The organism is Acetobacter tropicalis (assembly GCF_030644465.1).
GTDB classification, from domain to species: domain Bacteria; phylum Pseudomonadota; class Alphaproteobacteria; order Acetobacterales; family Acetobacteraceae; genus Acetobacter; species Acetobacter tropicalis.
This window is the reverse complement of record NZ_JAUYUW010000001.1, coordinates 421,824-440,606: the sequence shown is the minus strand read 5'-3', so window position 1 is coordinate 440,606 and position 18,783 is coordinate 421,824. Positions and strand designations below refer to the sequence as shown.

The following is an 18,783-nucleotide window of genomic DNA, read 5'->3' as shown; positions in this document are numbered from 1 at the left end:
ACAAGACGAAAAAGAAGGTTCAGGATACGGTAATTTCTGGCCGTAATGCGGCAATGGCGGCGCTGTAATCCGGTTGGGCGTAAATGGCGCTGCCTGCAATCAGCACATCTGCCCCTGCCGCAATGGCCTGAGGCGCTGTGTGAGAATCGATCCCGCCATCCACTGCCAGCCGGATATCCCGCCCACTTTCCGCAATCATCTGGCGGAGGCGGCGGATTTTGGGCAACTGGCTGGACAGGAATTTCTGGCCGCCAAAGCCGGGGTTCACGGTCATGACCAGAATAACGTCCACCATATCCAGAATTTCGCTTATCGCTTCCGGCGGCGTGGCAGGGCAGAGCACAATGCCCGGCTTGGCACCCAACGCACGGATCTGCTGGAGGGAGCGGTGTGCATGCGGTCCGGCTTCAATATGGATGAGAATATGATCGGCCCCGGCCTTGGCAAAGGCTTCCAGATACGGGTCCGCCGGTTCAATCATCAGGTGCACGTCAAAGGGCAAAGTGGTGCGAGGGCGCAGCGCTTTGACAATTTGCGGGCCGAAGGAAATGTTGGGCACAAAATGCCCGTCCATCACATCCAGATGGATCCAGTCCGCTCCGGCTTTGATAACGGCGTCAACTTCTTCACCCAGACGGGCGAAGTCAGCGGCAAGGATACTGGGGGCAATGAGCGGGCGCGGTAAGGAAGTCATAAGACTGGTTATCCGCAATCCCGCCGTGCCGCGCAACTCCGTTGAGTGGGGTTTTAACGTCTTTTCTGCGTTGTGATGGTATCACGCTTTGGGCAACGTAAACCGTGCCGCAAAAAAGCCGTCCATTCCGCCTTTGTCAGCCCACAGGCCGGGATGCGTGCGCAGCCAGCCTTCTGGCGTTAGCGCTTCGGTCAGAAAAGGCAGTTCTTCTGGCGTGAAGGGTGAAGGTTCCAGCCCCATGGCCGCTGCCGCACGGGCGCGAGCAGGTCCTTCTTCTTCTTGCAGCGAGCATACGGCATAGATCAGCCGACCACCCGGTTTGAGCATGGCTTTTGCTGCTGCCAGAAGACGATCCTGCCCGGCGGTCAGGGCTGTAAGGTCGCGCGGGCGTTTGACCCACAGCACATCGGGATGGCGGCGTGCCGTGCCTGTGGCGGAGCAAGGAGCATCCAGCAGAATGGCGTCAAACAGGGCGTCCGGTTTCCATGTGGCGGCATCGGCCTGCACAATCTCTACCGGGTAGGACAGGCGCGTCAGATTTTCACGCAGGCGGGTCATGCGGTTGGCGTTCTGTTCAACCGCAGTCACGCTGGCGCCTGTTGCAGCAAGCTGGGCGGTTTTGCCGCCCGGTGCGGCGCATAGATCTGCCACGCTTTCACCCGGCTGGGCGTTCAGTAGGCGGGCAGGGAGCGTTGCAGCGGCATCCTGCACCCAGAATGCCCCTTCCTCATACCCCGGCAGTTCCGTCACGCGCGTTCCGGCGGGGAACCGCACAGATCCGTTGGGCAGAACTTCTCCGCCTTCAGGCACAGGTGCGCCGGGGCGTAGCGTGATATCCAGCGGCGCTTCCTGACTGATGCCACGGGCAATGGCGCGTGGCACACCTTTGCCAAGGGTGCTCCATGAACTCCACAGCCATGCGGGAATATCCAGCCGTGCCTGATCAAGCCCTTCAAGCAGGGCCGGGCCCTGATCAGCCACCTTGCGCAATACGGCATTAGCCAAGCCTGCAAAGGGAGCCAGCTTGCGGCGGCGCAACAGGGAGACGGTGGTGCCTACTGCGGCATGGGGTGGTGTTTCAAGAAACAGCAGTTGGGCGCAGCCCATCATCAGCGCCACGCGGACAGGTTCCGGCGGCTCCTTACGCAGAAATGGCTCCAGCACCATACGCAATGTGCCCATATGGCGCAGCGTGGCGGCAGCCAGACGATGAGCCGCAGCCCGGTCACGTGGTGGGGCCTCATGCTCCGCGGCCGAGCGTGAGAGGCTGTTTTCCAGCATGCGGCGGTGTTCCACCACGCCGCACAGGATATCAAAGGCCACATCCCGCGTCGGATCAGCAGGCTGAGGGGCGTTTCCCGGGCGGGAAGCGCCGCGCTGTCTGGGTTTGCGGGGGCGGGATTCTGCTGTCATCAACTCACTATCAGGTCTGGCTATCGGGTCTGGCTAAAACGTAAAAGAAAGCGCGCTGAGGCTCAGGCCACCAGCAGCACGCTCTGGGCTTGGCAGGAAGGCGCGCCTTTGTCCAGAAAGCGGCGCAGGGCAAGCGGATAAAGCCGGTGTTCTTCGTGCAGAACACGTGCCGCCAGATCATCCGGCGTATCGCCGGGGAGCACAGGAACGGCGGCCTGCCCCAGAATGGGCCCTTCATCCATGCCTTCCGTTACCAGATGCACGGTGCACCCATGAATGCGCACTCCGGCTTCCAAAGCCCGTTCATGAGTGTGCAGGCCGGGGAAGGAGGGGAGCAGGCTGGGGTGAATGTTCAGCATCCTGCCTGCCCATGCGGTGGTCAGAAACGGTGTTAGCAGGCGCATGTAACCGGCAAGGCACACGGCTTGCGCGCCAGATTCTTCAAGGCAGGCATGAATGGCCTGCTCATGGGCTGCGCGGTCTTTCCCGAAGGGACGGTGATCTATGGCTTTGGCAGGAAGGCCAGCCTTACGCGCCATGTCCAGCCCCGGAGCCTGCGGGTTGTTGCTGAGAACAAGACAGATGCGGGCTGGAAAATCTGGTGCTTCACAGGCGTGGATCAGGGCGGTGGCATTGCTGCCCCGGCCGCTTAAAAGCAGGGCGACCGGTGTTTTTTCAACACTCATGCTGCGTGAAAATCCGGACAGGCCTTCATGCGCAGGCCAGCTTTGGCTGTGCTCTCTGCTGCTTTGGCAATATGGCCGATCAGCGTTGCGGTTTCACCCATGTCTTTCAGGCTGGCCAGAACCTCATCAGGCTTGGGGGTTACCAGCACCATGCCAACGCCGCAGTTGAAGACGCGCAACATTTCATCATTAGCAACATTGCCGGTGCGGGCCAGCCAGTTGAACACGGGCGGAACCGGCCATGTGGCATCAATCACGGCATCAAGCCCGTCTGGCAGGATGCGGGGCAGGTTGCCGGGCAGCCCGCCACCAGTAATGTGGGCGGCTGCATGCAGCAGGCCCGCACGATGCAGGGCCAGAACCGGCTGTACATAAAGGCGTGTAGGCACCAGCAGGGCTTCACCCAAATTATGGCCCGGTGCAAAGGCGGCGGGGTCTGTCCATGCCAGATGGGCATCGGCCACAATGCGGCGCACCAGAGAAAAACCGTTGGAATGCACGCCGGAGGATGGCAGGGCGATCAGCGCATCCCCTTCGGCAATGGCACCCGGCAGCAGGGCGTTCCGTTCAGCCGCCCCAACCGAGAACCCGGCCAGATCATAATGCCCGTCTGCATACATGCCGGGCATTTCGGCGGTTTCACCACCTACCAGCGCGCAGCCTGACTGCTCACATCCCTGCGCAATGCCGCGCACAACCTTGGCTGCGTTTTCTACAGACAGACGCCCCGTGGCGAAGTAGTCCAGAAAGAAAAGCGGCTCCGCGCCCTGCACAATCAGGTCATTCACGCACATGGCCACCAGATCAATGCCCACGGTCTCATGCAGGCCGGTATCAATGGCCAGGGTCAGTTTGGTGCCTACGCCATCAGTGCAGGAAACAAGAACGGGGTCCTTGAACCCGGCGGCTTTCAGATCAAACAGCGCGCCAAAACCGCCTAGTCCCCCCATGGTGCCGGGGCGGTCTGTTGCCTTGGCAGCCGGGCGGATGGCGTCAATCAAAGCTTCGCCTGCTTCAATATCCACGCCAGAGTCACGGTATGTCAGGGGAGAAGGCGGGGTGTTGGCAGAATTGGACGTCATGCGGGCGCTCTTGGTCTGAATAAGGGGTCGATGCAACAGGCAGGGTAGGGTAGCTTCCCTGCGGACAGTCTTTACGGCAGGTGAAGCGACACGCAAAGCGGCATGAAACGGATTGTAGGAACAAAAGCGGCGTCAGACGCCCCCAACGGCCCGGAAAGGGAGGCGGATGCACCCGTGCAGCCCGGTGTGGGGGCCGAAGATATGGCAGGCGTGCCACCAGCGCAGTCTTCCGCACCGGGTGCGGAAAGCAGGCGGGAGCGTGCGCGCGCTGAGCAGATTGCCCTGCCGTTTGCCTATCGCCCCCGATTCGGTAGGTCCGATTTTGTTGCGGCCCGTTCCAATGCGGCTGCGCGGGCGTGGGTGCTGGATGCTGAAGCCCTGTGGCGCTGGCCGGAGGGACGGATGGCGCTGTGGGGAGCAAGCGGCACCGGCAAGACCCATCTGTTATCCGTTTGGGCGGCACGGCATGGTGCGCCGGTTATTGAAGGCAGCCGCCTGAACGAGCGGGATGTGGCTGATCTGTTCAGCGAGGGCGGATTTCGGGCGCTGGCGCTGGATAATGCGGACCACGTGCGGGATGAGCATGATCTGCTGCATCTGATTAATCTTGTGCGGGAGCAACGCATGGCGTTGCTGTTGGCCGCACGTTTGCCCCCCGCCCGCTGGGCAATCAGGTTGCCTGACCTTGCCAGCCGTGTGCGGGCAACGGCTTCCGTGCCGATCGGGCAGGCGGAAGAAGAATTGCTGCATCGCCTGTTTTTGCGCCTGTTGGCGGAGCGGCAGATTGTCGTGGCGCAACCCGTTACGGAGTGGCTTTTGCGGCGCTTGCCCCGCAACGCCCGCGCTATCAGGGATATGGCCGCGCTTCTGGATCAGGCAGCGTTGGCCTCGGGTGGTAAAGTGACCCGCGCACTGGCCGGTTCCATGCTGGAAACCCTGCGGCAACAGGAAACAGACCGGGACTGAACGCCTGGTCTGGCAGCATGTGGGGCATTTGATGCGCCACGAAACAGTGCCTGCAAACAGCATGACAGGCTTGCTCTGAGGGAGCAACTGGGCCAAAGTCGGCCTACCGAATGTTACATCGTAACATTATTGCAGAAAGAGTAATTGAAACATGGCAAAAATTTTGAGGCACATGTTTGTGCCCATGGCGCTGTTGGCCTGTGTGCCCCTCGGCACGCCCTACGCCCATGCTGATGAAGGCATGTGGACCATGGACAACCTGCCCGTAAAGCAGATGCAGGATCGGTATCACTTCACGCCATCAAAGGAGTGGATTGACCGCGTGACCAAAGCTTCCGCACGATTGGCGCTGGGCTGTTCGGCTTCTTTTGTTTCAGCAGATGGGCTGGTGATGACCAACCATCACTGCGCGAATGAATGTTTGCAGCAACTATCTGACAAGACCCACAACTATTTTCAGGACGGCTACAGCGCCAAAAACCCGGCGGCTGAACAGCGCTGCCCGGCGATGGAGCTCAACCAGCTTGATTCCATCACGGATGTGACGGACCGCATGCAGGCAGCCCTCAAGGGCAAGGAAGGCGAAGCCTACACCAAGGCGCGTCAGGCAGAAGAAAGCGCTATTGAGAAAGAGTGCGCCGGTGCGGACGCCAAGACGTGGCGGTGTGATGTGATCAGCCTGTATCATGGTGGGCGCACAGCGCTGTATCGCTATCGGCGGTATCAGGATGTGCGCATGGTCATGGCGCCAGACCAGAACACGGCCTTCTTTGGTGGGGACCCGGATAACTTCAACTTCCCGCGCTATGACCTCGATATGGCGTTCCTGCGGGTTTATGAAAACGGCAAGCCCGCCAAGGTTGCGGCCTACCTGCCGTTTGATGCCGAAGGCCCCAAGGATGGAGAACTTGTGTTCACATCCGGCAACCCCGGTTCTACCGAGCGCGAAGTGCCACTGGCAGATCTGGAATTTTCCAGAAACGTGACAGTGCCTTTTGTTATTGATAATTACTCCGCACTGGATGGCGCTTTGTGGCAGTACAGCCGCGAAAGTGTTGCGCATCATCAGGAGGCGCAGGAACGTATTTTCGGGATTGAAAACAGCCTGAAAGTGTATCGTGGGCGCGTGCCGGTGCTGGCCGACCCCAAACTGCTGGACGCCAAAGCCAAAAGCGAAGCCAGTTTGCGTGACTGGATCAACGCGGATGAGGGGCGCAAGAAAACCTATGGGGACCCATGGGCCAAAAACGCACAGGCTCTGGCCGTCAAACAGCAGATTTTCAAGCCGTATATCATGCTGGAAGGCTCCTTCGGCCTTCAGGGAGATCTGTTCTCCTACGCCAAGCTGCTGGTGCGTGGCGCATATGAACGCCAGAAGCCCGATGCCGAGCGCCTGACCGCGTTCCATGATGGCCGTCTGCCTGCGCTGGAAGCAGAATTGGGGTCCATTGCTCCGGTCTATCCTGACCTTGAAAAAACGGAGCTGGCATTCTCGCTCACCAAGCTGCGACAGGTGCTGGGCGCGGATGATGAAAGCGTCAAACAGGTGCTGGGTAAGGCGGCTCCAGATGATCTGGCGGTCTCTCTGGTCAATGGCAGCAAGCTTGCCGACCCCAAAGTGCGTCTGGCGCTTTGGAAAGGAGGCGCAAAAGCCATTGAAGCCTCTCAGGACCCGATGATCGTGCTGGCGCGCAAGATCGAGCCGCAGGCCCGCGCGCTGCGCAAGCGCATGGATGATGAGGTGGCAGCGCCATCCCGTCAGGCAACGGAAGCCATGGCCAAAGCCCGTTTTGCACGTGATGGTGTTTCTTCTTATCCAGATGCCACTTTTACGCAGCGTCTGTCCTTTGGGCAGGTCAAGGGCTGGGATGAAAACGGCAAACAGGTTGCGCCGTTCACCACCTTCGCGGGCCTGTATGACCGCGCCACCGGGTCTGATCCGTTCAAGCTGAGCAAGCCGTGGCTGGACGCCAAGGGACGGGTGAACCTGAACACACCGTTCGATTTTGTCTCCACGAACGATATTATTGGCGGGAACTCAGGCTCTCCGGTGATTGATGCGCAGGGTCATGCCGTTGGCTTGATCTTTGATGGCAACATTCACTCGCTGGGCGGGGATTTCTATTATGATGAAAGCACTAACCGCGCCGTGGCCGTGGATAGCGCCGCCATTCTGGAATCTCTGAAGTCTGTTTATAAAAATCAGGCGCTGGCTGATGAACTGGTCAAAGGGCATCTGTAAGGCGTTACGCGCTTTGGTGTGATACCGGGGATGACTGGCAGGCTCGCAGGGGAAACTCTGCGAGCCTGTTTTTTTGAAAATCGGAAGGTGACATAAAACAGTAACATCTCCGGTGCTTTTCCTGTCCAAACGCCTTGCAGTATGCTTTCCTCGGACAAAAGAAATGGGCTGATGCAGAGTTCTGTAACAGCAACAAGACGCGATAGCAGTAAGGAGATTGGTTCGTGACGGCACAGGGGAAGCAGGGAACAAAATCCACCGGTGCCACGCGGCCCGCCCGCAGGCGGCGTACTACAAAAAGCACACCGAGGGCTGTGCGTGCACCGCGCAAGAAAGCATCTACCCCGCCCATTACTCTGGAAACGCCGCAACGCTTTATCAACCGGGAGCTTTCCTGGCTGGATTTCAATGAGCGTGTGGTGGAAGAAGCGGATAACGCCCGCAATCCCTTGCTGGAACGCCTGCGGTTCCTGTCTATCAGCGCCAGCAATCTGGATGAATTCTATTCCGTGCGCGTGGCCGGTCTGGTCGGTCAGGTACGTGAAGGGCTTGTTGCACTTTCCCCGGACGGCCTGACACCCGTTGAGCAGCTTGAAGCTGTGCGGGAACGCTGTGCCGCCCTGCTGCGAGAACAGCAGCGTATCTGGACAGAACTGCGTGGCCTGCTGAATGAAGCCGGCGTCGTGCTGTGTGAGCCGGATGATTTGTCCGCAGCAGACCGTTCATGGCTTGAAACCTGCTTCATGGACCGTGTTTTCCCGGTTCTGACCCCTCTGGCAGTGGACCCGGCGCATCCATTGCCCTTTATCCCCAACATGGGGCTGGCGCTTGGCCTGCGTCTGCTTTCGGCCGAGAACGGCGCGTTCGCCATGAACGCTCTTATTCTGCTGCCCGCGCAGGTTGAACGCTTTATCCGCCTCCCCACTGAGCCAGGTGAGGCTACCGGCACCCGTGTTGTGCGGTTTATCCGCCTGGAAGACCTGATCACCCTGTGCATGGACAAACTTTTCCCCGGCCTGACGGTGGGGGAAAGCGGCATGCTGCGCGTGGTGCGTGATACGGACGTTGAGTTTGAAGATGAGGCCGAAGACCTTGTCCGCTCTTATGAAAGTGCGCTCAAGCGGCGCCGTCGCGGCGTGGTCATCCATCTGGACATGGAAAAACGGGTGCCAGCAGAACTGGCGGAGGCCATAGCCTCCGGCCTTGACCTGCCATCCGAGGAAATAGCCGTCCATTCGGGCATGATCGGCGTGGTGGATCTGAAGCAGATGATTGTGGATGATCGCCCGGATCTGCTGTTTACCCCCTACACACCGCGCTTTCCTGAACGGATACTCGATTTTAATGGCGACTGCTTTGCCGCCATCCGCGCCAAGGATCTGCTGGTGCATCATCCGTTCGAGAGCTTTGACGTGGTGGTGCAGTTTCTGCGTCAAGCAGCACTTGATCCGAACGTGATTGCCATCAAGCAGACCCTTTATCGTACCTCGCGCGACTCTCCCATTGTCAAAGCGCTGATCGAGGCCGCCGAGGCCGGAAAATCCGTTACGGCCATGGTGGAACTGCGGGCGCGCTTTGATGAGGAAGCCAATATCCGGCTGGCCCGTGCTCTGGAAGCTGCCGGAGTGCAGGTTGTGTTCGGGTTTGCGGACCTGAAAACCCATGCCAAGCTCAGTCTTGTTGTGCGCAGGGAAGGCGGACAGGTTCGGTCTTACGCGCATTTTGGCACAGGCAATTATCATCCCATTACCGCCAAAATTTATACTGATCTGTCGTTCTTTACCTGCAAGCCGGAACTGGCGCGGGATTCCGCCCGCCTGTTCAACTATGTGACCGGCTATGCCCTGCCTGCGGAAATGGAAGCAATTTCCTTTTCCCCCATCACTATCCGCCGTACGTTGGTGGAACTGATTGAGGAAGAGATTGCCCATGTCAAAGCGGGCAGGCCCGGCACCATCTGGCTGAAAATGAATTCGCTGGTGGACCCTGTGCTGATTGACCATCTGTATCGGGCGTCCTGCGCCGGGGTGAAAATCATAGGGGTCATTCGCGGGATCTGTTGTCTGCGGCCGGGCGTGCCCGGTCTTTCAGAAAACATTCGTATCAAATCCATTGTCGGGCGTTTTCTGGAGCATTCCCGTATTTTCGCCTTTGGTAACGGCCATCGTCTGCCATCTCGTTACGCCAAGGTCTATCTGTCCTCAGCCGACTGGATGACACGTAACATGGACTGGCGTGTGGAAAGCATGGTGCCGATCACCAATGCCACGGTGCATGCACAGGTGCTGGGGCAGATCATGGTTTCCAACCTCAAAGACAATCTTCAGTCCTGGATTCTGGAACAGAATGGCGTGTGGCGCAGGCTGACACCTGGTGCGCGCCCGTTCTCCGCGCATGAATGGTTCATGACGCATCCGTCCCTTTCCGGCAGGGGGTCTGCTGCGCATGAAGCACCCATCCGTACACCGGCGTCTCTGCCGTCTTCCAAGGATCTGATGTTTGATGAATGATCAAGCTGACACAGCCAGCGTGACCGGGGTTTTCCCGGCGCGCGTTGCAGAGTAATAACGCCAGTATGCAAACTGATACGCCGCGCCGTTCGGCCGTTGTCGATCTTGGGTCCAATTCGGTGCGCCTCGTTGTGTTCGAGGGCGTTTCCCGTAATCCTGTTCCTATTTTCAATGAAAAAGCGGTACTGCGCCTGGGGCGTGGTCTTACCGCCACCGGCCGCCTGAATGAGGAAGGCGTGAGCATGGCCATGGAGGTGCTCAACCGCTTCCATGCCATTGCTCGTGCCATGAATGCGGACCCGTTTGAAATTCTGGCAACAGCCGCCGTGCGGGATGCGGCCAACGGCCCTGACTTTGTGGCGGCCCTGCGTGCCAACATGCCCGATGTGCCAATCCGCATTTTATCGGGTGAGGAAGAGGCCGATCATTCCGCCATTGGTGTGATGTGCGGCATCCCCGGTGCCAGCGGTCTGGTGGCTGACGTCGGTGGTGGGTCGCTTGAACTCATCCGTATCACTAGCGATGGGCGGCATGATGCCAATACCCTGCCGCTTGGTGTCATCCGGTTGAGTGATCGTTCCAAGGGCGATCTCAACACCGCAAAGGCGTTGGCGGATGCGGATATCGGGGCCGTTAACTGGCTGCCAAAGGTCAAGGGTGGCACTTTGTATCTGGTAGGCGGGGCGTTTCGTGCTCTGGCGCGGTTGCATATTGCCCGCATGAATTATCCGCTGAACATTGTTCATTATTACACTCTGGCGCAGGAAGAAGCGCGGGAGATGACGGGTTGGCTGCTGCATGCGCCCCGCCGCAGTCTGGAACGTTTGCCGGGTGCGCCCAAAAAGCGGCTGGATGATATTCCTTTTGCTGCCACAGTGCTGCGTCGCTTGCTGCGTAAGGTTCAGCCTGACCGGGTTGTGTTCTGCGTGGATGGCCTGCGTGAAGGCTGGTACATGCTGAACGTGGCACCGGATTGCCTGCCGCAGGACCCCCTGGCCGTTGTGGCACAGGATATGTGCGCCCGATTGGGCCGGAGCGCCGAACTGCCTGATGTGCTGATGCGGTGGACAAACGCTCTGTTTGTAGAAGAAAGCCAGCGTCAGACCCATTTGCGCCGCATTGTGTGCTGGCTGTCTGATGTGGGAAGCCATGACCATCCAGAATATCGGTCCGAACAAACCTACTGGCGCATTCTTCGCCTGCAGGGTGTGGGCTTTGATCATGAAGCCCGCGCATGGCTTTCTCTGGCGTTGGCTATCCGGTATGCGGCTGATCTGAACGCTGAATTTCTTTCCACGTCCCGCGCGTTGCTGGATGAAAAACAGTGGAAGAAAGCTGTCATTCTTGGGTTGGCGCTGCGGCTGGCCTATTCTGTTTCCGGTGGAACGGCAGCCCTGCTTGAAGGCACAGCCCTGACATGGGAGCGCAAGGAACTGGTTCTGCGCCTTGGTGCGTCCTGTGTTGCCGTGCGCGGGGAGAGTGTGGGGCGGGGCCTGAGCCGTCTGGGGCAGGCGCTGGATGCGCCCACCCGTCTGGAAACCGAACCAGACGACGCGTGAAGCAACTGCTGTTGTGGGGCATTCGAACATGGCCCGAACGCTCCTGAGGCCTTTGTGAGGCTCTGGTTGTCTGTAAGAACGTCACTTTGCCTTTTCAGGATGCAGAGCGCCGAGCGGGTGCGGTGCCCGCTTCCTGCTTTGCAAAATGGTTCACGCTATTGGGCTGGGAAGTAGAAAGCGCAGACAAGCAATGCGTGAAACGGGACAGCCACCGCTTTAGGGTGGACAAGTCTGTCAGTTCTGGGCACCCTGCACACCTTGCGCCTGCTCCGGCATCTGTCTGATTTTCAGGCAGGAATTGGGTCAACACCCTGCGGGAAAAGGGGATCAGTGGCCAGTAAGTCAGTGGAAAATGTCACGTGTCTTCTGATGAGATAGTCGATCCGACCCTCCAGCACGATGTTTCCGTGCGCCGTGTACTGCTGCATCTGGTCCTGCCTTTGTTGGCGCTTGTTCTGGGTATTGTGGCCGTTATTGTGATTGGTGTGCATTCCTACCGCACCACGCGCGCCGGGGTAGAATCCCTCACACACGAACTGCTGGGCGCCGTACAGCATTACATTGCCCAGGAAGTTTCTGATTACATCATGCCCGCGTCTGCCGGGAACGTTATTGCCAGTGGCATGATAGAGCATGTGCCGCCAGCGGTGCAGGATAAGGTTTTCTACTCCTACGGCGGAGCCATGTTGCGCAGTGTGCCGCAGCTTCAGTCCTTCTATCTGGCAGATGATGCCGGTCGTTTTGTTCTGATCACCCGCCATGGCAAGGATGGGAAGGAGCAGGAGCGTACCACTCTGCAGGTAAAGGGTGGCAGAAAGGTTTTTCACCACGACTATTATACAATTGAGGGTGTAAAGACGGGTGAGGCCGATGATGATGCCAAGGATTATGATCCCCGCACACGCCCATGGTATCAGAACACGGCAGGCAGTAACGAGATAAAGTGGACGCAGCCTTATCTCTTCCCCACAGATAAGCAGTTTGTCATGACCAGCTCCCTGCGCTTTAAGGGGCAGGATGGTCATACGCTGGTGTTTGCCACCAATATTTCCTTGAACGAGCTCAGTACGTTTCTTGACCACATCAAGGTGGGTAAAAGCGGCAACGCCATTGTTCTGGACAGTAAAGGCCGTGTCATGGCCGGGCGGAACCTGATGCAGCTTGCCGAGGCCGCAGGGTGGGACCCCAACAAGATGGTGCTGGACCCCAAAACGCATCCGGTATTTGCGCGCGGATATGACCATTATCGGGTGCGCGGATTTGGACCACGCAGCTTTAGCCTGAACAAGAAGCGTTACGTCACCATTGCCGCACCGCTTCCCGGCTCATCCGAAGGCTGGATTCTGTTACTGTCCGCCCCCGAAAGCGATTTTGCCAGCTTTGCCAAGCAGAGCAGCCAGCAGAGCCTTCAGTTTGCAGCTGTCATTATTGCATTCTCTCTGGTGCTGGCCGGGCTGCTTATCCGTCAGGTGCGTCGGTCTGAACGTAATGCGCGGCTGCTGGCACGCCAAAATGCCCAGATCACGCATGAAACGGGAGCCGTGCAGCAGGTGGCGGCCACCCCCCGACTGTTTGACCCGACCAATGATTCTCTCGTGCTCACGGAGCAGCTTGCCCATGTCACCAATGCACACCGGGCCAGTATCTGGCGGTTCCTGCATGATGGCTCGGCGATGGTCTGTAATGATTCCTATGATCAGAGGCAGGATGCTCATTCCGGCGGTTTTGAAATGTCGCGTTCTGAACTGGATGCGTTCTTCAAGGCAGTGGAAGAAGGTGAGGCCTTTACCGTGCCAGACGCCGCAGTGGATGAGCGTACCTCTCAGTTTGAACGGCTGGTGATGCGTGAGGCCAGTACGCACATGCTTGCGGTTTATCCCATCCATGGGGCAGGCAGCGTCATGGGGGCTGTGGTGCTGGAAGATGCAAACATGGCCCCGCATCTGGTCTATTTTGTTGATCTTGTAACCGCCATTGCAGGCATGCGCCTTGCGGCTGCGCAGCAAAATGCGCCTGATGCAGAGCATGGCACACAGAGCAATGCGGATCACGCCGCGCTCGCGGTGCAGCAGGCGGCTGATCTACCGGCCACTCAGTTTGACAACATGCTTATGCGTGCGCCCGAAGTTGCGGCAGTTACCGCGTCTGGTATCTATCCGGCTGTGGCGGTTCTGGTCATCACCTTCTCTGATCCGGTTGTGGATGGAGAGGCTGAAACAGAAGCGCTGCTCAAGCTGATTAACCAGCTTGCGTCTGATGTGCAGCGTATTGCGCAGGAAAGAAAGCTGTTTGCGGTGGAAGTGGCCGGACATCGCCTGATCTGCATGGCGGGCTGCGCGGCAGAGGAAGATCCCACAGCCATCATCCGCATGGCGGATGCGGCGTTGACCATGCGTGAAACCCTGATGGCAGCCCTTGCCGCGGCTGATCTTGAACCTGTGTTTACCATGGGGCTGGATTACGGCGCAGCCTTTGGCGGCCCAGTTGGGGCAGACCCGCAGGTGTTCAACCTGTGGGGGCAAACCGTTTCTCTGGCCGAACTGATGGCGCAGGGTGCGGCGGATGCCGGCACCATTCAGGTTACGGAACGGGTGTATGCCGTGCTGCGTGACCGCTATCTGTTCCGTAGCCGAGGGGCATTCTTTGCGCCGCACCTTGGCTTGGGGCAGGCCTATGTTCTCGCGGCACGCCGATGAGCGAGGATAACCTTACTCCACGGGAGGGCGGGGGAGACCGTGACCCCATTCTGGAAGCGGATGCCCTTCCGCATCGTGGCCGCAAACCGTTTGTGCTGCATGAATGGCTAAGGGAAAAACTGGCCTTGATAGGCCGTATGACTCGCCATCAGGCCCGATTTTTCCTCATCATGCTGGGAGCGTCCTGGGGCGTTATTTATGAAAGTTTTCGCTCTCATTCCTGGCGCAGAACCGTGCGCTATGAATTTGGCGTCACCCTTAACAGCGTTGTAGGTGGCGGCCTTATTGCCACCCTGTTTTCCGGTACGCTCACGGGTGTGGCCGCGGTTTCTCAAACCATTTACTGGCTGGGTCTTGCTGGCCTTGCCAAAATGACCGGCTCCATTCTGATCAACGTGGTGATCCGGGAAATCGCGCCCATTCTTGTGGGTATTCTGCTGCTGGGGCGGAATGGCATGCTGTCCGTAACAGAGCTGGGGCTGCTGACCACCGGCGGGCAGGTGCGCTCCATGCAGGCACAGGGGCTTGATCCGTGCCTGCTGCTGGTTATGCCCCGTACCTTGGCCTTCACCCTGGGCGGGTTTACACTAGGCATACTGTTCTCTTTCGCAGCATTGCTGACAGGCTACGTTATCAGCCGGATTTCCGGGGTGATAACCAATCCGGTCTGGACCTTCTTTTATGATGTGGTGGTGGCCATGTCCCCGGCGGATTACCTGATCATTCCGCTCAAGTTCATTACGGTAGGATTTGTGGTGGGGCTGGGCGGCTGTCTGACAGGTCTGACCGCCACCAACGAGGATAACCTGCGCACTCTTCTGCCGCGCGGCTTTTCCCGTGGATTGCTGATTGTCATGGCTGTCAGCGTTCTGTTCAGTCTGGACCTGTAGGCATGGATATACGGACCGTTGGCCCCCTGCTGGAATTGAACAAGGCGGTGCCCTCCTTTGAGGAAAGCGGCCTGCCTCCCGTGCCGTTCAGTATGCGTGTCATGCCGGGGGAGTGCGTGGTGGTTGAGGCGCGTGATCCTGAAAACGCAACCCAGTTTGCAGATATGTGTTCCGGCCTGGTACCGCTTGATGAAGGCTCCGTAAAATTTATGGGGCTGGACTGGACAGAACTGCATGACAGGGAAGTGAATGCCCTGCGTGGGCGGATTGGCCGCATAACCCACAGGGCAAGCTGGCCCACGTTTTTAGGCACACATCTGGCCATTACGTTGCAGCAGTTGCATCATACCAACCGCCCCATGGATGAGGTGGTGGCAGAGGCAGCGCGCCTGAGCGAGCAGTTTGGGCTGCCGGGGTTGCCTGTTTTGCGGCCCGGTCTGTTATCCTCGGCAGATCTCCTGCGGGCGGGGTGTGTCAGGGCTTTTATGGGACGCCCCCGTTTGCTGCTTCTGGAAGACCCGCTGGAAGCAAGTCCCGTTGAACTTGAACGCGCGTTTCTGAGCGCGTTGACAGATGCGCGGGACAAGGGGGCAGGTGTTATCTGGCTGGTGCGCAATAATGCCATATGGCAGGGCTACCAGCAGGGTGTAACCAGTATGTGGCGTCTTGCCGATGACGGGCTTGTAGCAGTACGGACGGGGTAATGTTCCAGATCCGCTTACGACAGAAAATAAAACCGCTGATCTCTCTCCGTTATGCGGATGAGTGGGTGGGCTTCCTCGTGCTTCTCAGCGTAGTGCTGTTTGCCGGTGCCGTGGTGGAGGCCGGGGTGTTGCGAGACTGGTTGACACCTCCTGCCACGCTGCGGGTGACCTTGCCTGCCGGTGGGGTGGGGGGGCTGACAGTTGGGGGCGATGTGCAGCTTCTGGGTGCCCATGCCGGGACCATCCGTTCCGTCAAACTGAATCCCTCGGGCGATATGTACGCCATTGTTGATCTGGACCCACAGGCCAAACCGTTCATTCGGAGGGATAGCACGGCTGTTATCCGCAAACAGTTTATTGTGACAGGGGCCGCCTATCTGGAACTGAACAAAGGCCATGGCGACCCGATGGACTGGAGCTACGCGGTTATCAGCGCCACGCCAGCACCAAACCCCGCAGACATGATCACTGCCACCCTGAACGATATTCAGGCCCAGATCATGCCCGCTATTGCCAGTGCCCGGCATATGATGGCGCAGCTTGATGCCACCATTACGGATATGCATGCAGGCAAAGGTACCGTTGGGCAGTTGATGACCAATGATGAACTGATCCGTCAGGCGCAGGCGGCTGCCGTCTCGCTCAATACCGTTATTGACCGGCTTAAACCCATTGAAAAACAGATCTCCGGCGTCATGAACAAGACAGATGCCACCATGGGAAATCTGCGGTCAGCGTCCAAGGATCTGAAAGGCGCTACGCCGCATCTGCCTGCCATTGCGAGCAATATGGAGGCCAGCACGGCAGATCTGCCCGCTCTGCTGGCGCAGGCGCAAACCACTCTGTATGGGCTTGAAAAGCTGACTGACCAGTTACGCGGCATGTGGCTGCTGGGTGGCTCGAAGGTTCAGAAAAAGACGCGCCTCGCACCGCGGCAGGTGCGGCCATGAAGCGCCTGCATGCCGTGATGCTGCTTGGCCCGCTGCTTCTTTCGGGTTGCGGCGGCACCAAGGAAGCGCCCTCTGCTCGAGACGATGCCCAGTGGGATCAGGCCATGACAGCGGGGCAGGATTCCTTTGATCTGGGCCGCTATAGCGTTGCCATTACCCAGTATCGGAAAGCGGCTGATCTGGCCCTGATGCGCGATGATGGAAAAGCAGCGGCCGAGGCAGGCTACAATCTGGCAGTTGCCCAGCTTGCGGCTGACCAGCCAGCGGATGCGGTGCGCACGGTCCAAGCCGCGCGGCAGGCTGCGCGTGTTCGCGGTGAGGGGATGCACGCTGCGTTTGATCTGGTGGAGGCTGCGGCTGATTATCGGCTGAAGCAGTATCCGCAATCTGTTGCGCTGGCGGAGCAGGCTATGGGCGCGTCAGAGGCAGCGCTCGCCAGTCGGGCGGCCTTTGTGGCTGGCCTCTCGGCTTCGGAAGGGGGAGATAGCGCAGCCCTTCAGAAGGCGAACGTGTATCTGCAAGGCATGAAGCCACCGCTTTCGCGCTCCATGCAGGCGGACAAGGCCGAGATTGCGGCGCGGGTTCTGTTGGTGTCCAACCCGGCACAAGCGGCCCAGCTTGCACAGAACGCGGCAGATCTGCGGCGGGATGATGCCTCTTATCGGGATATGTCACGCGCCTTGGCGCTGGCGGCCACCGCAACGGAGCGGGCTGGAGATCACCAGAACGCGGCTGCCCTTTGGGCGCGGGCTGCACAAAGTGCGGCCACTCAGGCAAATGCCGCTGGTAAAGTGGATGCAGCAACAGTGGCCCATGGTGCGCTGGCCAAGGGCGGTACCCGCACGGCAGAAACGGATGCTGAACAGTGGGCTCGTCTGGCGGGCGGAGTTTCCCTGCATCCGTTTGAGGCTGACGACACCAAGCAATAGAAAGCGCGCAGCGCTCAGTCGCTTTTGTCATCGCTCCTACTTTCTCGCGCCTTGTCAGGATGGGAGCGATAACAAGCCTTTTTTAAAACGATGGCATTAAGCGTCTGGCTGAGAGCGTTGATGCACGCACTGGCCGTTCACCCACGTTGCTTCTACGCAGCGGTCGTCTCCCAGTGTCATCAGCACAAACAGCATGTCCGCAACAGTTTTGCTTTCATGGGTACGCAGGGCCAGCAGTGGGGTGGCCTGAGGGTCCAGCACGCACAGATCAGCTTCCATGCCGGGCGCAATACTGCCAATCCGGTCTTCCAGATGCAGAGCTTCTGCCCCCCCTCGGGTCGCCAGCCAGAAGGCCTGAATAGCGTGGAGCCGTTGAGGCGAGGCCATGAGGGAGACCTTGTAGGCTTCTCCCATGGTTGCCAGCAGGGAAAGGCTGGTGCCAGCGCCTACGTCTGTTCCCAGCCCAACATGCACGGGGCGCTTGGCGGCTTTTGCGTCGAACAGTCGGAACAGGCCACTCCCCAGAAAAAAGTTGGATGTCGGGCAATGGGCCAGTGCGCATCCTGTATCATGGCAGTGCTGGAAATCATGCTCATGCAGATGAATGCCGTGGCCAAAGATGGCGCGCGGGCCAACCAGACCGGCTTTATCATACACATCCAGATAGGAATTACTGTTGGGGAAAAGGCGCGCAACCGTGGCTATTTCTTCCCGGTTTTCGGAAAGGTGGGTCTGCATGAACAGATCATCCCGGCTACGGTAGAGGTCTCCCGCCAGTTCAAGCTGTTCTGGTGTGCTGGTAATGGCAAAACGGGGGGTTATGGCGTAAAGCTGCCGCCCTTTGCCATGCCAGCGCTCAATCAGGGTGCGGGACTGTTCATACCCGGTAAGGGCGGTATCACGCAGGTTATCGGGCGCGTTGCGGTCCATCAGCACTTTGCCGGCAATCATGCGGGTGCCAAGCCGCTCAGACTCTTCAAAGAATGCCTCAACGGATTCAGGGTGTACCGTGCAATACACAGCGGCGGTGGTGGTGCCGTTGCGCAGCAGTTCGGAAAGAAAGGATTTGGCAACCGCTTGTGCCACCTGCTTGTCTGAAAACCGGGACTCTGCCGGGAAAACATATTGTTGCAGCCAGGCCAGCAGTTCTTCCCCCCAAGATGCGATAACGGGCAGTTGGGGATAATGAACATGGCTGTCTACAAACCCGGCGCTGATCAACTTGCCGGGATAATGCGTAACGGAAACGCCAGCAGGCAGGAAGGAGCGGGTTTGGCTGTATGGTCCGCAATGCGTGATCTTGCCATCCGTAATCAGGATCAGGCCGTCCTCTTCCACATGAAGCGCTTCTTCCGGTTCGGTCAGGAAAGGATTGGCGCGAAACGAGAGAACGCACCCGCGTAAAGCGGCGTGACGGGCAGAGGCAGGCATACAGGCTCCTGGATAATCAAAGAGGGTAAGG

14 protein-coding genes are annotated in these 18,783 nt (G+C 58.9%); 9 read left to right on the top strand and 5 right to left on the bottom strand.

Annotated elements, in window-relative coordinates:
* Positions 1–19 precede the first annotated feature (19 nt).
* The 4 genes from rpe to purM all read right to left on the bottom strand — a co-directional run bounded on the left by rpe (position 20) and on the right by purM (position 3,875).
* Positions 20–694, bottom strand: coding sequence for a ribulose-phosphate 3-epimerase (gene rpe, locus QWU00_RS01970; RefSeq protein WP_035377581.1), 675 nt, complete (start codon positions 692–694; stop codon positions 20–22).
* Between the two features lie 81 nt (positions 695–775).
* The gene (locus QWU00_RS01965) at positions 776–2,107 is read right to left on the bottom strand and encodes an RsmB/NOP family class I SAM-dependent RNA methyltransferase (RefSeq protein WP_035377583.1); all 1,332 of its coding nucleotides are present in this window, start codon (positions 2,105–2,107) and stop codon (positions 776–778) included.
* A 62-nt stretch (positions 2,108–2,169) separates the two neighbouring features.
* Complete coding sequence (gene purN / locus QWU00_RS01960) at positions 2,170–2,793, bottom strand: phosphoribosylglycinamide formyltransferase (protein WP_035377585.1); 624 nt, start codon at positions 2,791–2,793, stop codon at positions 2,170–2,172.
* On the bottom strand, positions 2,790–3,875 hold the full coding sequence (gene purM, locus QWU00_RS01955; RefSeq protein WP_035377587.1) for a phosphoribosylformylglycinamidine cyclo-ligase: 1,086 nt from the start codon (positions 3,873–3,875) through the stop codon (positions 2,790–2,792). Before purM ends, purN begins: the two co-directional genes overlap by 4 nt.
* A 201-nt stretch (positions 3,876–4,076) precedes the next feature.
* Here purM and QWU00_RS01950 point away from each other — a divergent pair, with 201 nt between their 5' ends.
* From QWU00_RS01950 to QWU00_RS01910, 9 genes are all read left to right on the top strand, one after another.
* Positions 4,077–4,841: a P-loop NTPase family protein gene (locus QWU00_RS01950; protein WP_035377788.1), complete on the top strand. Its 765-nt coding sequence runs from the start codon at positions 4,077–4,079 to the stop codon at positions 4,839–4,841.
* A gap of 151 nt (positions 4,842–4,992) precedes the next feature.
* Positions 4,993–7,083 (top strand): S46 family peptidase, encoded by a 2,091-nt coding sequence (locus QWU00_RS01945; protein WP_035377589.1) that lies wholly within the window; start codon positions 4,993–4,995, stop codon positions 7,081–7,083.
* A gap of 224 nt (positions 7,084–7,307) precedes the next feature.
* The gene (locus tag QWU00_RS01940) at positions 7,308–9,593 is read left to right on the top strand and encodes an RNA degradosome polyphosphate kinase (protein ID WP_035377590.1); all 2,286 of its coding nucleotides are present in this window, start codon (positions 7,308–7,310) and stop codon (positions 9,591–9,593) included.
* Positions 9,594–9,658: 65 nt separating this feature from the next.
* Positions 9,659–11,152, top strand: coding sequence for a Ppx/GppA family phosphatase (locus tag QWU00_RS01935; protein ID WP_035377592.1), 1,494 nt, complete (start codon positions 9,659–9,661; stop codon positions 11,150–11,152).
* Between the two features lie 359 nt (positions 11,153–11,511).
* Complete coding sequence (locus QWU00_RS01930) at positions 11,512–13,848, top strand: adenylate/guanylate cyclase domain-containing protein (RefSeq protein WP_035377595.1); 2,337 nt, start codon at positions 11,512–11,514, stop codon at positions 13,846–13,848.
* Positions 13,845–14,738 (top strand): MlaE family ABC transporter permease, encoded by an 894-nt coding sequence (locus QWU00_RS01925; RefSeq protein WP_035377597.1) that lies wholly within the window; start codon positions 13,845–13,847, stop codon positions 14,736–14,738. The genes QWU00_RS01930 and QWU00_RS01925 overlap by 4 nt, the downstream gene beginning before the upstream one ends.
* 2 nt (positions 14,739–14,740) lie before the next feature.
* Positions 14,741–15,442, top strand: a complete 702-nt coding sequence (locus QWU00_RS01920) for a P-loop NTPase family protein (RefSeq protein WP_035377599.1) — start codon at positions 14,741–14,743, stop codon at positions 15,440–15,442.
* Positions 15,442–16,392 carry an MlaD family protein gene (locus tag QWU00_RS01915; RefSeq protein WP_035377600.1) on the top strand — a complete coding sequence of 317 codons (951 nt, stop codon included), beginning with the start codon at positions 15,442–15,444 and terminating at the stop codon, positions 16,390–16,392. The genes QWU00_RS01920 and QWU00_RS01915 overlap by 1 nt, the downstream gene beginning before the upstream one ends.
* Complete coding sequence (locus QWU00_RS01910; protein WP_035377602.1) at positions 16,389–17,321, top strand: outer membrane protein assembly factor BamD; 933 nt, start codon at positions 16,389–16,391, stop codon at positions 17,319–17,321. Before QWU00_RS01915 ends, QWU00_RS01910 begins: the two co-directional genes overlap by 4 nt.
* A gap of 96 nt (positions 17,322–17,417) precedes the next feature.
* Here QWU00_RS01910 and guaD read toward each other — a convergent pair whose 3' ends face one another.
* Positions 17,418–18,752, bottom strand: coding sequence for a guanine deaminase (gene guaD / locus QWU00_RS01905; protein WP_035377790.1), 1,335 nt, complete (start codon positions 18,750–18,752; stop codon positions 17,418–17,420).
* Positions 18,753–18,783 lie beyond the last annotated feature (31 nt).

Coding starts and splice junctions, on each gene's coding strand:
- guaD (WP_035377790.1), bottom strand. CDS start 18,752: ATGCCTGCCTCTGCCCGTCACGCCGCTTTACGCGGGTGCGTTCTCTCG.
- QWU00_RS01935 (WP_035377592.1), top strand. CDS start 9,659: ATGCAAACTGATACGCCGCGCCGTTCGGCCGTTGTCGATCTTGGGTCC.
- QWU00_RS01965 (WP_035377583.1), bottom strand. CDS start 2,107: ATGACAGCAGAATCCCGCCCCCGCAAACCCAGACAGCGCGGCGCTTCC.
- QWU00_RS01945 (WP_035377589.1), top strand. CDS start 4,993: ATGGCAAAAATTTTGAGGCACATGTTTGTGCCCATGGCGCTGTTGGCC.
- QWU00_RS01925 (WP_035377597.1), top strand. CDS start 13,845: ATGAGCGAGGATAACCTTACTCCACGGGAGGGCGGGGGAGACCGTGAC.
- rpe (WP_035377581.1), bottom strand. CDS start 694: ATGACTTCCTTACCGCGCCCGCTCATTGCCCCCAGTATCCTTGCCGCT.
- purN (WP_035377585.1), bottom strand. CDS start 2,793: ATGAGTGTTGAAAAAACACCGGTCGCCCTGCTTTTAAGCGGCCGGGGC.
- QWU00_RS01910 (WP_035377602.1), top strand. CDS start 16,389: ATGAAGCGCCTGCATGCCGTGATGCTGCTTGGCCCGCTGCTTCTTTCG.
- QWU00_RS01950 (WP_035377788.1), top strand. CDS start 4,077: ATGGCAGGCGTGCCACCAGCGCAGTCTTCCGCACCGGGTGCGGAAAGC.
- QWU00_RS01920 (WP_035377599.1), top strand. CDS start 14,741: ATGGATATACGGACCGTTGGCCCCCTGCTGGAATTGAACAAGGCGGTG.
- purM (WP_035377587.1), bottom strand. CDS start 3,875: ATGACGTCCAATTCTGCCAACACCCCGCCTTCTCCCCTGACATACCGT.
- QWU00_RS01915 (WP_035377600.1), top strand. CDS start 15,442: ATGTTCCAGATCCGCTTACGACAGAAAATAAAACCGCTGATCTCTCTC.